The organism is Streptomyces sp. CB02980 (assembly GCF_014451325.2).
Classification (GTDB): domain Bacteria; phylum Actinomycetota; class Actinomycetes; order Streptomycetales; family Streptomycetaceae; genus Streptomyces.
On record NZ_JACSCH020000002.1, the window covers coordinates 68,976 to 84,340 of the forward strand.

Genomic DNA, 15,365 nt, shown 5'->3' on the forward strand with positions numbered 1-15,365 from the left:
CCCATCACCTCCCTGTTCCCCTGAGTTCCCGCGCCAGCCGCTTCAGTCCACGGTGTGCGGCGGACCGTACCGCACCGGGGCGTTTGCCCAGAACCCGGGCGGCCGTCGGCCCGTCGAGGCCGACGACGACCCGGAGCAGCACGGCTTCGGCCTGTTCCCGCGGCAGGCCCATGACCAGCGCGAGGGCCTGCTCCGTGGAGAGGGCCTCCAGGGCGTCCCCCGCCGTGTCGGCGGCGGCGGGCAGTGCGAGCACGTCCTGTTCGAGCAGGGCCGGCCGGGGACGGGACCGCACCCGCCGCAGATGATCGAGTGCCCGGTGCCGGGCTATGGTCGCGGTCCAGCCGCGGAAGCCCACGCCGTCGCCGCGGAACCGGCCGAGGTCACGGGCGATCTCCAGCCAGGCCTCGGAGGCCACGTCCTCGGCGTCCTCGCCGACGATGCCCCTCAGATAGCCGAGGAGCCCCGGGTAGACGGTCCGGTACGCGTACGCGAAGGCCTCCTCGTCGCCCTCCTGCGCCCGTGCGACGGCCGGGCCGAGTTCGGAATCGCGTGCCGTGGTGGGCGCCTGCCCCGTCCCCTCGTCCACACGATCCTCTTCACCACCGGTACGTTCACGGACCTCCGGTTGCCGCGGTGTACCGGAAGGCAGTCATCCTGTCAGACCGTCAGCACATGCCCGCCGCCAGGCCGTCCGGCGCCTGGACCGGCCGTCTGCGGGTACGGGGCGGCCGCCGCCCGTGCAGGGTGAGGAAGTAGGTCTGGAGGGATTCCTGCGGTCCGATCTCGAAGCGGTTCACGGTCCGGCCGAGCGGGTTCCACACCCGGCCGTCCGGCATCCGCGACCCGACGGGGTGGGCGAAGACGGAGCGGAGCAGGTGCTCCGGGGGGATGTCGACCCAGACCGCGCCCGCCTCGCGCACCAGCACCTCGCCGACGTAGGCGCCGATGCCGATCAGGGGCCCCTCCACGCCCTCCCGTCCGGCGCCGCCCTGCCGGAGTCCGTCGATGAGCCGGTCGACGACGCGCAGGCTCGCCGCGGTGTAGTCCAGCGGAAGCTTCGCCCTGGCGGTGGCACGCCCCACGAACTCGGCTGCGTGACGCCCCATGTCGGCCGCGGACAGCGTCAGGTCTTCGCGGTCCATACGTGATCGCCCTTCCCCTTCGAAGCGGCGTGATTCGCCGGATGATCAAGCGGAAGCCGGTCCGGAAACATCACGGAGGGCGCGCGTGACGCTGATCACACACCGCTGCACGGCTCCGGTGCCGCGGGCGAAGCCGGCCGGTCGACGCGGCGGCCGTCCGCGTTTCGGAGCGTTCTCGTCGCGTTGGCCGGAAGTCACCAGGCTCGCCTTGCGGCCGGTGACGTGACGGGACCTTCGACAGAGACCGGTCCCGGCTCATCCACCGTTCGCGTGGGGGACGTTCCGTCGAGATGCGTCGTTCACGCTGGTCACGGGCCGCGGGCCGGGCAGCCGGACGGGGGCGGTGAGACGCCGGGCCCGGGAACTCCCGGGGCCGCCGCCGTTCACGGCCACCGGGGCCGATGTCGGACGGTCGGAAAGTGGCCATTCTTCGCCTCGGACATGCCCCGTCGACGATCTCCCGGGGGCGGCGGCTCGTTCCTGACGGTCGTCCGCATACCGGACGGAGAGTGTCATGACCTCATCACCGCCCTCCCTGGCCCGCGCACTCCCGCGCCGCTGCACGCCCCGCCGCGAACCGTCAACCACGCACCGGCAGATGTCCGGAAGGGCTCCCGCCCCGTCCCCTCTCCGGCACCGCCGCTGTACCTTCCTCCTGACCCTGACGCCGACCGGGGTCACCCACGCTCTCGCCCCCACCCAGGCCGCCCCGGCGGCCGCAGCAGTCCAGCGCGTCGCACCTCCCCCCGTGCCTCCCTCTGCCTTCCCCGGTGGTTCGCCATGCCCGCTGCACCCGCCCGGCCCCCGACTCCCCGCCCCCGGCCGCACGACTCCGGCCGCCTCTAGGGACCCACCTGGCACCAGCGGACGAGGAAGGCGGACAACAACGGTGCGATTCCAGTTACTCGGGCCCCTGAGCGTCACCGACGGGCGGGACCTCGTGATGCTCCCGCCCTCCAAACCGACGGCGCTGCTCGCCGCGCTGCTCATCCGGCCGGGTTCGATCGTCTCCGCCGACCGTCTGCGCGACATCGTCTGGGGCGAGGAGCACCCCACGACGGCCAAGACCGCCCTGCAGAGCTGCGTTCTGCGCCTGCGGCGGCTGTTCGCCAAGTACGGCATCGAGCACCAGGCCGTCGTCGCGGTGGCCGGCGGCTACCGCATCGACGCCGACGCCGAGACGCTCGACCTGCTCCACTTCCGCCGGCTCGTCGAGCAGGCCGCCGCGTCCGGGAACGACTCCGAGCTGTACACGCTGCGCAGCGCCCTCGCCCTGTGGCAGGGGGGCCTGCTCTCCAACGTCCCCTCCGACCTGCTGCACCGGGACGAGGTACCCCGTCTCACGGAGGAGCGGCTGAGGGTGCTGGAACGGGTCTGTGACATCGAACTGGAAGACGGCCGATGTCGCGAAGCACTCGTTGATCTTTGGGAGGTTACGCGCGTATACCCGGCCCACGAGCGCTTCGCCGAGCAGCTGATCGAGGCCCTGTACCGGACGGGCCGGCAGACCGAGGCGCTCGCGGAGTACCGCAGGATCAAGGGCCATCTGCGCGAACGGCTCGGCGTCGATCCGCGGGCCGAACTCCAGGGCCTGGAACTGGCGATCCTGCGGGGTGAGGACCTCGGCCGCGTCGAGGTGGCGCGAAGACGGGCCGCGCTCGCCGGGCATGCGACGGAACGGACCGCGGCCCCTGGCGTTCAGGACCCTCAGGACTCTCCGGCTTCCGCGGGGCGGGACGCCCTCGCCGCCCCGCACCCACTCCCACTCCCACTCCCGCCCATTCCCTCCGTCCCCGGATTCACCGGACGGGAGCACGAAGTCCATTCCCTGGTAAGCCAGTTGACGACCGAGAGACCCGGCGGTGACTCCGAGCGGGCGCCGTTCGCCGTCCTCTCCGGAGCGCCCGGCATCGGCAAGACCGCCCTCGCCCTGCACGTCGCCCACCTGGTGAGCCGTCACTTCCCGGACGGTTGCCTCCTGGTGCCGCTGACCCGTCCGGACGGCAGCCCCCGCCCGGCGGAGGAGGCCGCCGACGAGCTCCGCCGGGCGCTGCCCGCAGGGCCCGGAACGGGCCGGGGCCGTTCCCTTCTCGTCCTGGACGACGTCGTCCACCCCGACCAGGTCCGCCCGCTGCTGACCGCGTACGCCTGCGGCGCGGCGATCGTCACCAGCCGGATGGGGCTCGCCGCGCTCGTCGCCACCCACGGCGGGACCGTGCACCGGCTCGGCGCCCTCGATCCGGAGCAGTCGCAGGCGCTGCTCACCGCCGTCCTCGGCCGGGAGCGGATCGCCGCCGAGCCCACCGCGGCGCTCCCCCTCGCGACCGCCTGCGGCCACCATCCGCTCGCCCTCCGGATCGCCGCGGCCCGGCTGCTCACCCGGCCCCGGCTGCGCCTCGCCGACTACGCAGACTGGCTCCGGCACGACCCCGTCGGCCGGCTCAGCCTCGCCGACGATCCCCGCATGTCGGTGCCGCAGCGGCTCGACGAGGCCCTCAAGCGGCTCCCTCCGGTGCTCGCCGAGGCTCATCTGCGCCTCGCCGCGTCACCCCACGACCCGCTCACCACCTCCGGGGCAGCCGGTCTCCTCGGCCTTCCCGAGGACACGGCGGAGCAGGTCATCGAGCGTCTCCTCGACGCCGGTCTCCTGGAGGAGGGTCAGCCCGGGGCCTTCTGGACGCACGATCTGCTGCGGGCGCACGCCCGCCGTGCGGCCGGCTCCTCCGTCGACCACGCCCCCGCGCTGCTGCGCCCGCCCCGGCACGGGGAGTTCCCGCAGCTGGACGGGACCAGGCCGGCCGCTCTGAGGTGACGACGGGGGCACATCCCCCGTTCGCCGCACCCGGCACGCCCGACCCACCCCGCGCACCCGACCACCCACCCCGCACACCCGACCGTCCCAGCCCGACCCGCACGCCCGCACTCCGCACCCCGCACCCCGCACCCGCACCCCGCACCCCCAGAGCAGTCGGCCCATCACCCCGGGCTCCATCTCGCCACCCCGTAACGAGAGGTGTGACGCACGCATGACCCTTACGTCGTACGCGGAGATCGCCGGAACCCGGCCCCGAGTCCGTCGCGATGTCCTGTTCACCCAGACCCCCAACGGCGTGATCTTCCACAACGCCGACGGCGGTTTCCAGCTCACCGCCAAGTCCGGCTACCGCTTCGCCACGCTCCTCATGCCGTATCTGGACGGCAGCAGAGCGGTCGAGGAGATATGCGCGGGATTCGGCGACACGCAGAAGGCCATGGTGGGTGAGCTGGTCCAGGCGCTGTACGGGCGCGGCTTCGCCCGCCCCGTACCGGCGCCGGACGAGACGGCCGCCGAGCCCGCGCCCGCTCCGGAGGCGGCGGCCCGCTTCGCCCCGCAGATCGCGTACATCGACCACTACGCCGACGCCGCCACGAGCCGCTTCGCGCGCTTCCGGGAGACCCGGGTGGCGGTCCTCGGCGACGGTCCGGTGGCCCGCTGGTGCGTGCTCTCCCTCGTCCGGAACGGCTGCGCCGCCGTCGGAGTCGACCGCTCCCTGGCCGAGGGCACCGCCGGTGTGACACCGGAGGAGTTCGCGGCCGTCCGCGAGGAGGTCGCCGCCCTCGCCGAGGAGGGCTGCCCCGTCGAACTGCCGCTGCTGCCGGGGCGGGACACGGTCCGTGGCCGGAAGGCCTGGTCCGCGTACGAGGGGTACGACGTGGTGGTGGCCGCCGCCGGGTCCGACGTCCCGGGGCTTGTGCTGCCGCTGCTGCGGGAGGGTGTGCCGCGGGGTCGTACGCTGCTGCCCGCCTGGACGTTCGGCGGCTCGGCCGTCGTCGGCCCGGCGACGACCGCGGAGTCGGCGTCGTGCTGGTCCTGCGCCGCGCTCCGGCTCGGCGCGGCCGGCGGTGCCGCCGCGTCGGACGCCGCCGAGCTGTGGAGCGGTCTCGCCCTCGGCACCGGTACGCCGAGCATCCAGCCGGCCGGGCCGCTCGCGGCGATGCTCGGGAACCTGCTCGGGTACGAGGTGTTCCGCCTGGTCACCGGGGCCCTGCCGGCCGAGACCCGGGACCGGGTGCTCGTCCAGTCCATGGCCAGCCTCGACGTCGCGTCGGAGCCGCTGCTCGCCCACCCGCACTGTCCGTTCTGCTCGTCCGCCGTGGGCCTGCCCGAACCGGTCGACGTGACGTCGGCGCCGGCGCGTCCCGTGTTCCTGCCGACGGTCGCCACGGCCCCCGACGACGACGCCGCCCAGGGACCGCTCGCCGAGCTGGAGCGGCGCTCGGCGCTCGTCCGCCCCTTCACGGGGGTCTTCACGTCGTACGCCGACGAGCCGCTGACGCAGACGCCCCTCAAGGTGGGCTCGGTCGTCCTCGGTCTGGGCACGCGGGGCACCCGTACGATCACGGCCTTCGACGTGCACCACACCGCCGGTGCCCGACTGCGGGCGCTCAACGCGGCGGCGGTGGTCTACGCCGAGCACGTGGTCCCGGCCGCCGCCTTCGCGGAGCCACTCGACGCCCTGCCGTCGGTGGGCCCCGACACCCTGACCGTCGCGTCGGGCACGGGCGGCTCGGGTGGTGCGACGAGCTGGACCGCGGCCACCTCGCTCCTCACCAAGGAGGTCGTACGGGTGCCCTCAGGCGCCGTGCGTCCCTTCGGCCCGGACAACGCCGACCGTCGCTTCGAGCCGACCAGGGCGGGAGCCGGGGCGGGGTCGGACCTTCCGGCGGCGGCGGCCGCCGGGCTGCTGTCGGCCCTCGCCCACGACGCCCTGCGCCGGGCCGTGACGGGCTCCGGTGACACCACCCCGATCGCACCCGAGGTCTTCGGCGCGGACCCGGAGACGACGTTCCTCCTCCGGTCGGCCACCCTGCTCGGCCTCACCGTCGAGCTCCTCGACCTCGGCGAGCGGGCGCACTCCGGCGCGTCGGTCGTCCTGGCGAGGACGGCTGCCGGTGACCCGGACCCCGGCCGCTGGGCGGTAGGCGCCGCCCTGGACCTGACCTCGGCCGCCGTCGACGCGGTACGGGACCTCCTCGGAGAGGTCCAGCTCGCCGGGGAGGGGCGGAGCACGGACGAGGGCGATCCGCTGCTGCGGGACCTGGCCGCGGCCCTCGTACCGGTCACCGGCGACGAGTCCGCGCGGGCGCCGGGCGACCCCGTGGAGTGGCCCCACGTCCTGGAGCGCCTCGCCGCCGCGGGCCGGGACGCGTTCGTCGTCCCGACGCACGCCACCGACCTGCCGACGGCGGGCATCCACACCGTGCGTGTCCTGCTCACCCGGGCGGCCCCCGATGCGCGCTGAGACCGTGGCGCCGCCGGAAGGCCGGACCGCGCCCGCGCCGCACGCCGATACCTCCGGTGCCGCCGGTTCCTCCAGTGCCGCCGGTTCCTCCGTCGCCCCCGACGCGGGCGCCCGCGCCGGTTCCTCGTCCCGGTTCGCCGTCGCCCTGCGTGCGGCGCTCGACGAGATCGGAGCCGTTTCGGGCGGCCCCGTACCGGCCGTGGCGGTCGCCCCCCTCGGCGTACGGGACGCGTACGCCGGCACCACCGACGGGCAGGGCCCCCTCCGTAACTCCAGCGTCGCCGGCCGCCCGCTCCCCGTGCACCTCTACGGACGTCAGGTCATCGTCGGTCCGTGGCCCTCGGTGCCCGGAGGAACCGACCGCACGCACCGCGCCGGCTGCGCGACCTGTCTCCGGCGTCGCTGGCAGGGAGTTCGTTCCGTCCCCCTGCGTGAGGGTCTCGAGCTCGGGTCGGAGACCCGGTCCGCGGGCGGCTGGCCGTACGGCGTCCCCTTCGCCGCCACCGCCGTCGCCGCCCTGGTCGCGGGGCTCGCGGAACAGGGGCCGGCGCCCGGCCCTTACCCCCGTGTCCATCTGATCGACCTCGACACCCTGACCGTGCGGAGCCATCCGCTCGTGCCCGACCCGGAGTGCCCCTCCTGCGGGACTCCCGAGGAGGACACCGCCGGGGCCGCCACGCTGACGCTGCGTCCGGCACCCAAGTACCGGCCGGGTGTCTTCCGGGTCCGCCGGATCGAGGACTACCGGCTGCCCGTGGACGCGTTCGCCAACCCCCACTGGGGCGCCATCGGCCCGTCCGTCGTCTGCGACGTCGCCTCGACCACCACCTCGGCCACCGTCGGCTGCTTCTCGTCCCGCTCCGGGGAGTATCTGCGCGAGACGTTCTGGGGCGGCCACGCCGACAGCTACGCGCGCAGCCAGCGCATCGGGGTCCTCGAAGGTCTTGAGCGCTACGCGGGGATGCGCGCCCGGACCCGGACGGCGCGTCTGCGTGCGTCGTTCGACGACCTCGGCCCGGTGGCGGTGGACCCGCGCGAGACCGGGCTGTACGCGGACGAGTTCCACCGGGACAACCCCCGGGTGCGGCCCTTCGCCCCGGACCGGGAGATCCCCTGGGTGTGGGGCTGGTCGCTGCGCGACGCGGCGCCGCGCGCCGTGCCGGAGATCCTGGCGTACTACCACGCGCCGGGCCTGGAGAACCGGTTCGTGCAGGAGAGCTCCAACGGGTGTGCGTCCGGGGGCAGTACGGAGGAGGCCGTCTACTTCGGCCTGATGGAGGTCATCGAGCGGGACGCCTTCCTGCGCGCCTGGTACGGGCAGGTGCCGCTGCGCGAGATCGACCCGTCGACCAGTGCCCGGGCGAGCACCCGGCACATGGTCGACCGGCTGGCCATGTACGGCTACCGGGCGCGGTTCTTCGACACCCGAGCGGACCTCCCGGTCCCGGTGGTCACCGCGTGCGCCGAGCGGTTCGACGGGGGCGTGGGCCGCATGTGCTTCGGCGCGGGCGCGGGACTCGACCCCGAGTCGGCCCTGGACTCGGCGCTCTGCGAGATCGCCACCGACTCCGTCAACCTCGTCGGCCGGACCCGGCGCGACGAGGCGCGGCTGCGGGCGATGGCCGCCGACTTCGACCGGGTCACCACGCTCCACGACCATCCGCTGGTCTACGGCGTTCCGGAGATGGGTCGGCACGCCGACTTCCTGCTGCGACAGCCAGACCGCCAACCGCCCCTCGCGGTCGCCGACCTCGCGTGGCCGGACGCCGACGGCGCCACCGTCGCCACGGACCTGCGCGAGGACCTGCTGCGGGTCGTGGGCGCGGTGACCGCCGCCGGCTTCGACGTGGTGGTGGTCGACCAGACCCTGCCGGAGCAGCGCGCGCTCGGTCTGCACACCGTCAAGGTCCTGGTGCCCGGACTCCTGCCCATCGACTTCGGCTGGTCCCGGCAGCGGGCCCGCCACATGCCCCGGATGCGCGCGGCCCTGGGCACCGCCGGACTCCACCCCGCGCCCCATCCCTTCCCGTAGCGGCGCCCGTCCCGTACGCCGTCCGAAAGGAGGCCGACCCCATGGGGTACGCCCATGAGTACGCCGATGCCGTCCTGTACCGCGGCCGCGTTCCGATGGAACCCGCCGACTTCGTCCCCGACTGGCCCGACGGGCCGCGCAGGGGAAAGTTCTACCCCGGTGTGGAGTCCTACGCCCTGCCAGACGGGGACGACCTGGCCGACGCGCCCGCGTGGGCCGGTCTTCTCCCGCGGTCCTGCGGCAGGCCCGCGGCCGCCGGACCGGCCGGATCGCCCCGTCCGGCCGGATCACCCGGGTCGGCCGGATCGCCCGGGTCGCCCGGCGGCTTCACCCTCCCCCTGCTGTCCGCGATGCTCAAGGACTCGTACGGGCTGACCGGCCGCCGGCTCGGAATCCAGGCCAACAGCGACCTGTCCGGGCTGCCGTTCTACACCCACGCCAACTGGTCCCGCGGCACGGCGGGCGGCGGCGGTCTCTACCCGGTCGGCGTCTACTGGGCCTCGGGTCCTTCGGGCCCGCTCACGCCCGGCATCCACTACTACGACGTCCAGCGGCACGCCGTGCAGCGGCTGTTGACGGGGGACGTGACGGCGCGGGTGCGCGAGGCGCTGGGGCGGGACGCCCCCGCCGAGGCCCTCGAGACCGACCAGTACCTGATCCTCGGCGTGAAGTACTGGCAGACGGCCTTCAAGTACAACAGCTTCGGCTACCACGTGGTCTGCACCGACGTCGGGACGCTCGTGCAGACCTGGCGCATCTGGGCCGCCGCCCACGGGCTGCGGACCGCGCCCGTCCTGTGGTTCGACGAGCCCCGGCTGAACGGCCTGCTCGGCACGGTCGGCGAGGAGGAGGGCGTGTTCGCCGTGGTGCCCCTGCGCTGGGACGGCGACGGCACCGTGCCGCGTACGGCGGTGGGCGCGGGACCCGACCCGGCGGTACGGCCGTATGCCCGGGTCGCCGGCGTCGACGGCCCCGATCCGGGGGTACGGCACCGCGACGTCGAGCGCTCCCGTACCGTCATCGAGTTCCCCACGGTCCTCGCGATGCACGCGGCGGCCGTGGCCGGCGCCGCCGACCGGCCCGCGCCCGGCGCGCTCGCCCCGGCGGCCGCCCGGTCCGTCCCCGCGGGCGCCACCCGGGTCCCGCTGCCCGCGCCCGCCTTCCCCGAGGTGCCGGTGCGCCGCGTCCTGCGGAGCCGGCGCAGCAGCTTCGGCCGCTTCGACGCGGCCGACCCCGTCACGCCCGGCCAGCTGTCGTCCGTGCTGGCGGCCTGCGCGGCGGCCTCCCTGGGCGGGGAGGCCGATCCGGACGGCGCGCTCCGGCAGGTCCGGCTGTACGCCTTCGTCAACCACGTCCGGGACATCGTGCCCGGCGCGTACGTCTACGACCCCGAGGCGGGCGATCTCGCGCTCGTCGTCCCCGGCCCGCAGGGAGCGTTCCTCCAGGAGAACTACTTCCTGGCCAACTACAACCTGGAGCAGGCCGGCGTCGTCCTCGTGCCGACGGTGCGGACGAAGGCCGTCCTGGACGCGGTCGGGGACCGCGGCTACCGGCTTGCCGTCGGCACGGCGGGCGCCGTGGCCCAGACGTTCTACCTGGCGGCGTCCGCCCTGTCGCTCGGAGCGGGTGTGGCACTGGGCTTCGACAACGTGTCGTTCGTCGAGAGGCTCGGTCTCGAGGGCACCGCGGAGGCGCCCCTGCTGATCATGCCGCTCGGCAACGAACGCCCGGAGCCCGCCGACTTCCGCCACGAGATCGCCTGAGGGGGACCCGCGATGACACTGCTGACCAGCACCGGGACCGGCGACAGCGCCGACACGAACACCGGCACCGACACCCCGCTCCCCCGTCCGGCCACCTGGGAGGTGGGCCGGCGCTTCCTGCTCCGCGCCGCCGGACTGCCCGTGGAGACCGTGCACCGGCTGCGCTGCCCGCGGACCCGTGCCTGGGCCGACGAGGCCCTGACCCGCGAGGAGCGTCTCGCCGACGGCGGCGCCGCCCTGAGCCAGGAGCTCCATGCCCTGGTCGAGGCGGCCGACGCCGTCGGCGACGACGCCCGCCGGGCGCTCCTCTCCCTGCGCCGCCAGATCTTCAACAACCGGCTGCCCGCCGACCCGGCGGCGGCCGTGCGGCTCGTGACCGGACTCGACGAGCCGGCCGGAGCGCGGGTCTCCGCCTGGCTGGACGACCGGGTCGCGCACGGCGAACTCCTCGGCGCGGGACCGGCCCTCCTCGCGGAGGAACTGCGCACCGCCCGCGGTGAGTTGCAGACCGCGCTCTCCCGGGAGCCGCTGCGTCGCGGCCTGCTCCTGGCCTCACCGGTGCTCGACAGCCGGCTCGACGCCTACCTGGGCGACACCCGTGCCGACCCGGGCAAGCGGATGCGCAAGATCGAGCGGTCGGCGCTCGCGTACCTCTACCGCACGGCGTGCAAGACCAGCCCGTTCAGCACGCTCACCCCGGTCGCGACCGGGGTCTTCGACGCCGGCGCGGACGTGGGCGCGGACCTCCGCATCGGCGGGCCGGAGGCCTGGACCGGTCACGTACGGCTCAATGTGGTCGCCCTGGGGCGGCTCGCCGAGCTGATCCTCGCCGACCCCGTGCGCCGCCAGGACCTCCCCGTCGCGCTGTCCCCGGGCTGGGGCCGCGACGAGGACCGGATCCGTTACGTACGGCAGTGGGTGACGAGCGGCGACGACGACGCGTCCGTCACCTTCGACTCCGTCCGCGACCGGCTGTTCTACCTCCGGGGCAGCGGCACCCTGGAGCGTCTGCTCGCCTTCCTCGACGAGCGCGCGGGGCTGCGCCACCGCGACCTGGTCGAGTGGCTCGGGACCGAGCACGGCGCCGACCCCGCCGAGTGCGAGCGGTACGCCGCGGCGCTGCTCCAGCTCGGCATGGTCCAGGTCCCGTGCCTGCGCACCGACGTGCACAGCCCCGACCCGCTGGAGTCGTTCCGGCTCGCCCTGCGCGACCTGTCGGCCCCGTGGGCCGATTCGGTGGCCGACGCCCTGCACGGACCGGCCGCCTGCCTGGCCGCGTACCCCGCCGCCGGTCTCGCCGAACGGCGCGTGCTCCTGCGGACCCTCCGCGAACAACTCCTCGACGTCCAGCGCGAGCTGGGAGCCGAGGAGCCCACGCTGCCGCGCACACTTCTCTACGAGGACGTCGGCGCGGGCACCGACCTGCCCTGCGGAACGGGACTTCTGTCGGGTGCGACGGGGGAGGCCCTGCGGGCGATCGAGGGCGTCCTGCCGATGTTCGACCTCACGCTGCCCCACCGCATCACCCTGCACGGCTTCTTCCTGGCCCGCTACGGGCGCGGCGGCCGCTGCGACGACCTGCTCGGCCTCGTGCACGACTTCCACGAGGACTTCTTCGACCAGTACGTCTCCTTCGCCGCGAAGCGCACGACGTTCGACGCGAACGGGGAGTACGTACCCGAGGAGAACTGGCTCGGCCAGCCCGCGCTGCGCGGCCTCGACGACGCCCGCCGCCACTTCATCGCGGGAATGCGCGAGTTGTGGGAGTCGTGGGAGCGGAACGGCAAGGACGACGAACTGCGGCTTCCCGCCCGGCTGCTCGCCGCCGTGGCGGAAGAACTGGAGCCGCTCGTCGGCGACTTCGTCCCCCAGAGCCATCACCTCCAGGTGGTCCTGCCCACCCCGGACGGCGAGGCGCGGCCCCGCGTGGTCCTCAACCGCTCGTACGGCGGACTCGCCTTCCCCTTCAGCCGTTTCACCCACGCCTTTGACGGGGTGGCCGCGTCCGGGCCGCCCGGCGGGGCCGGACTCTCGGATCGGCTGCGTGCCGAGCTGCGCGACCGTCGGCCTCGGGGGGCGGTGTTCGCCGAGCTGACCGGTGGTCCCGTCACCAGCAACCTCAATCTGCACGGCCGGCTGACGGACTACCAGATCGTCTGCCCCGGCGAGACGTCCACGGTTCCGGAAGAGGCCCGACTCGACCTGAGCGACCTCTCGTTGGAGCACGACGAGCGGACCGACCGTCTCGTCCTGCGCTCGCGCCGGCTCGACCGCGAGGTCGTGCCGGTCTACCTCGGGTACCTCGTTCCGGTGGCCCTGCCGGAGATCCCCCGCACCCTGCTGCTGCTCTCGCCGAGCTCCATGACCCCGACCGATGTGTGGGGCGGTGTTCCCGAGGGTCCGGCCGTCGACGGCGTCACGCGCAGGCCGCGGGTGGTCCACGGCGACATCGTGCTGAGCCGTCGCGACTGGACGGCGGACGCCGCCGTGCTGCCGGTCCGCCGCCCCGGCACGGACGAGGCGTCGTGGTACCTGGAGTGGCGGCGCTGGCAGCACCGGCACGGCCTGCCCGACCAGGTCTTCGCCACGGTGCTCCGCGAGGGCCGCAGGGCCCTGGGCGCCAAGCCCGTGTACGTGGACTTCGCGAGTCCCCTGTCGCTGACCTCGTTCGACGCCCTGGTGGACCGGGAGCCGGGCACCGGGGTGGCGCTGCGCGAGATGCTCCCGGCCGAGGACGCGCTGCATCTGACGTCCCCCCAGGGCCGGCACGTGGCCGAACTGGCCGTGGAGACCTTCACTTCCCGCCACCGCACCGAGGACGGCCCGACATGCCGGAACTGATCTCCCCGCACCCCACACCCACAGCCGCACCCGTCGCCGCGCCCCACCTCACGCCCGGCCCCGGCGCGGGTGCTTCCGGCGCCCCGGCCCAGGAACCGGGCGAGTGGATCGCCCTGCACGTCTTCTACGCCGCCAGCCCACGGCCGATGCTGGTGGACTGCGTCCGGCCGCTCGTCGCCCGGCTCACCGAGGAGGGGTTGCTCGCGGGTCACTTCTTCATCAACTACTGGCTGGAGGGCCCGCACGTGCGGCTGCGGCTGCGCCCCGCGAGCCCGGCCGCGGCGCCCGAGGTGAGACGGCGGGCCGAGGAGGCGCTCAGCGCCTTCCTCAAGGCCCGTCCCGCGCTGTACGAGGTCGACTCCGGCTTCCTCAAGGACTTCTACAACGACCTGTTCGACATAGAGTTCCCCGGGGCGGACCGGGGGCGATACATGGGCGACGACGGCCGGATGAGGCTGCGGCCGAACAACACCTTCAGCGAGGAGCCGTACGCCCCCGAATACGCCAAGTACGGCGGCCCCGCAGGTGTCGAGCTCGCCGAGTGGCACTTCCGCCACTCCAGCGAGCTGGTCGTCGGCGCCTTCCGCACCATGAACCTCCACCTCCGCACCGTGCTGCTCGGCACCTCGGCGCAGCTGATGATGGTGATGGCGAGCTGCTTCCTGCCGGAGGAGGACCGGCTCGCCGACTACCTGGACGGCTACTACGAGTTCTGGCACCGCGCCTTCCCCGGGACCGGGTTCATCGGCTCGGAGGAGTACGAGCGGAACTACGCCGAGATGGCGCCCGTCCTGGGCCGCCGGTTCGCCGCCGTCCGGGCCGCGATCGCGAGCGGCGAGCTGGAGCGGCTCCCCTCCTTCCTGCGGGGCTGGGCCGAGCACTGCCTGGAACTGCGTTCTCGTATCGAGGAGTTGACGGGCCGGGGTGAGCTCCTGTTCCCGCTCCGGGAAGGTCCCGCCCGTGAGGACACCGGGCAGGTGCGCGCGGAGCCGGCGGATGCCGTCCCGACGGCGCCGCTCACCCATCTGCCGTCGGTCCTCCCCCGGCTCCTCTCCCCGTACATGCACATGACCAACAACCGGCTGCATGTGACGATCCGCGACGAGGCCTATCTGTCCTTCGTCCTCGGCCAGGTCCTGAGGGACCCGCGCGTCGCGGCGGCGGACGCGTGACCGCCACCGCCGCGCGTGCCTATCGCCCCGCCCTCCGGCCGGGTGTGCTCCTCAGCCCGCCCCTGCTGCGCGGCCCCCGGACCGTGCACCTCGTCAAACACCCCGTCAGCGGGGCCGCGTTCGAGGTCGGGATCAAGGAGCACTTCCTCATGTCGCGTCTCGACGGCACGCGAAACCTGGACGACCTGGCACCCGTGTACGCGGAACAGTTCGGCCGCCGGCTCGGCGAGGAGCACTGGAACCGGCTCCTCGGCCTCCTCGGCACCCGGGGCCTCCTCGTCGGGGCGCCCGATCCGGCCGCCCCGACCCCCGCGCCTCGACGCCCCAACTCCCTCTGGCACGGCACCCGTCCGATGGTCGCGGACGCCGCCGCGACCACCGCCCGACTCCACCGCCTGCTGCGTCCCCTCCTCCACCGGGCCGTGCAACTCCCGCTTCTCGCAGCCGTCCTCGTCCTCATCGGCGCGCTCGTGTGGCGGTCGGGGGCGCTGCTGGACGGCACCTCCGAACTGGTCCGGCAGCCGTTCGCGCTGATGGGCGTCGCCCTCTTCCTCTGGGCGAGCATCACGCTCCACGAGCTGGCGCACGGGGTCGCCGCCCAGCACTACGGCGGGCACGTCGCCGAGATCGGCCTCCGCTGGCGGTTCCCGGCCGCCCTCCTCTACTGCACGGTGGACAACTACCTCTTCCTGCCGGGCCGGTGGGCCAAGCTGGTCATCGCCGGGGCGGGCGCCTACCTCAACATGCTGCTCCTGCTGCCCTTCGGCGTCTGGTGGTTCCTGCTCCCCGCCGACGCGCCGGAGCGTTCCCCACTGGCCGGACTCCTGGTGCTCGGCACGATCCAGGCACTGAGCAACCTCGTACCGCTGCCGCCGCTCGACGGGTACCGGATGCTCGGACACGCCATCGGAGCCGCTCACCTCGCCCCCGAGACCCGGACCTATCTGGCGTTGCGTCGCCGCGGGGCCGCGGGGGCCGAGGCCCTGGCCGGCTATTCGGCACGGGCCCGGCGGATCTACACGGCGTACGCGCTCGGATCGACCGTCCTGGTCCTGCTCGCCGCGGCGGCCACGATCACGTTCGTCCTCCACCTGCTCGGCTGACCCGAAGGAACCACGCACCACATGAGTGAG

At 74.1% G+C, this 15,365-nt stretch carries 9 protein-coding genes; 7 read left to right on the forward strand and 2 right to left on the reverse strand.

The features are described from left to right. Positions 1-4: 4 nt before the first annotated feature. A complete protein-coding gene (locus E0F75_RS04055) occupies positions 5-586 on the reverse strand; it encodes an RNA polymerase sigma factor (protein WP_187621074.1) in 582 nt (193 codons plus the stop codon). A gap of 79 nt (positions 587-665) precedes the next feature. After that, positions 666-1,142 (reverse strand): hypothetical protein, encoded by a 477-nt coding sequence (locus E0F75_RS04060; RefSeq protein WP_187621075.1) that lies wholly within the window; start codon positions 1,140-1,142, stop codon positions 666-668. Between the two features lie 889 nt (positions 1,143-2,031). Here E0F75_RS04060 and E0F75_RS04065 point away from each other — a divergent pair. The 7 genes from E0F75_RS04065 (at position 2,032) to E0F75_RS04095 (ending at position 15,335) form a co-directional block, all read left to right on the forward strand. Continuing rightward, entirely contained in the window at positions 2,032-3,954 is a 1,923-nt protein-coding gene (locus E0F75_RS04065) for an AfsR/SARP family transcriptional regulator (protein ID WP_187621076.1), read from the forward strand. Between the two features lie 214 nt (positions 3,955-4,168). Then, positions 4,169-6,424, forward strand: a complete 2,256-nt coding sequence (locus tag E0F75_RS04070) for a TOMM precursor leader peptide-binding protein (protein WP_187621077.1) — start codon at positions 4,169-4,171, stop codon at positions 6,422-6,424. Continuing rightward, positions 6,414-8,456: a TOMM precursor leader peptide-binding protein gene (locus E0F75_RS04075; protein ID WP_187621078.1), complete on the forward strand. Its 2,043-nt coding sequence runs from the start codon at positions 6,414-6,416 to the stop codon at positions 8,454-8,456. The genes E0F75_RS04070 and E0F75_RS04075 overlap by 11 nt, the downstream gene beginning before the upstream one ends. A 41-nt stretch (positions 8,457-8,497) precedes the next feature. Then, positions 8,498-10,219 carry a nitroreductase family protein gene (locus tag E0F75_RS04080; protein ID WP_187621079.1) on the forward strand — a complete coding sequence of 574 codons (1,722 nt, stop codon included), beginning with the start codon at positions 8,498-8,500 and terminating at the stop codon, positions 10,217-10,219. A 12-nt stretch (positions 10,220-10,231) separates the two neighbouring features. Then, positions 10,232-13,060 carry a lantibiotic dehydratase gene (locus E0F75_RS04085; RefSeq protein ID WP_187621080.1) on the forward strand — a complete coding sequence of 943 codons (2,829 nt, stop codon included), beginning with the start codon at positions 10,232-10,234 and terminating at the stop codon, positions 13,058-13,060. Then, positions 13,048-14,232, forward strand: a complete 1,185-nt coding sequence (locus E0F75_RS04090) for a lantibiotic dehydratase C-terminal domain-containing protein (RefSeq protein WP_187621081.1) — start codon at positions 13,048-13,050, stop codon at positions 14,230-14,232. The genes E0F75_RS04085 and E0F75_RS04090 overlap by 13 nt, the downstream gene beginning before the upstream one ends. Continuing rightward, positions 14,229-15,335: a metalloprotease gene (locus E0F75_RS04095; RefSeq protein ID WP_187621082.1), complete on the forward strand. Its 1,107-nt coding sequence runs from the start codon at positions 14,229-14,231 to the stop codon at positions 15,333-15,335. Before E0F75_RS04090 ends, E0F75_RS04095 begins: the two co-directional genes overlap by 4 nt. The last annotated feature ends 30 nt before the right edge of the window (positions 15,336-15,365 follow it).

Coding starts and splice junctions, on each gene's coding strand:
- E0F75_RS04060 (WP_187621075.1), bottom strand. CDS start 1,142: ATGGACCGCGAAGACCTGACGCTGTCCGCGGCCGACATGGGGCGTCAC.
- E0F75_RS04070 (WP_187621077.1), top strand. CDS start 4,169: ATGACCCTTACGTCGTACGCGGAGATCGCCGGAACCCGGCCCCGAGTC.
- E0F75_RS04075 (WP_187621078.1), top strand. CDS start 6,414: ATGCGCGCTGAGACCGTGGCGCCGCCGGAAGGCCGGACCGCGCCCGCG.
- E0F75_RS04080 (WP_187621079.1), top strand. CDS start 8,498: ATGGGGTACGCCCATGAGTACGCCGATGCCGTCCTGTACCGCGGCCGC.
- E0F75_RS04085 (WP_187621080.1), top strand. CDS start 10,232: ATGACACTGCTGACCAGCACCGGGACCGGCGACAGCGCCGACACGAAC.
- E0F75_RS04090 (WP_187621081.1), top strand. CDS start 13,048: ATGCCGGAACTGATCTCCCCGCACCCCACACCCACAGCCGCACCCGTC.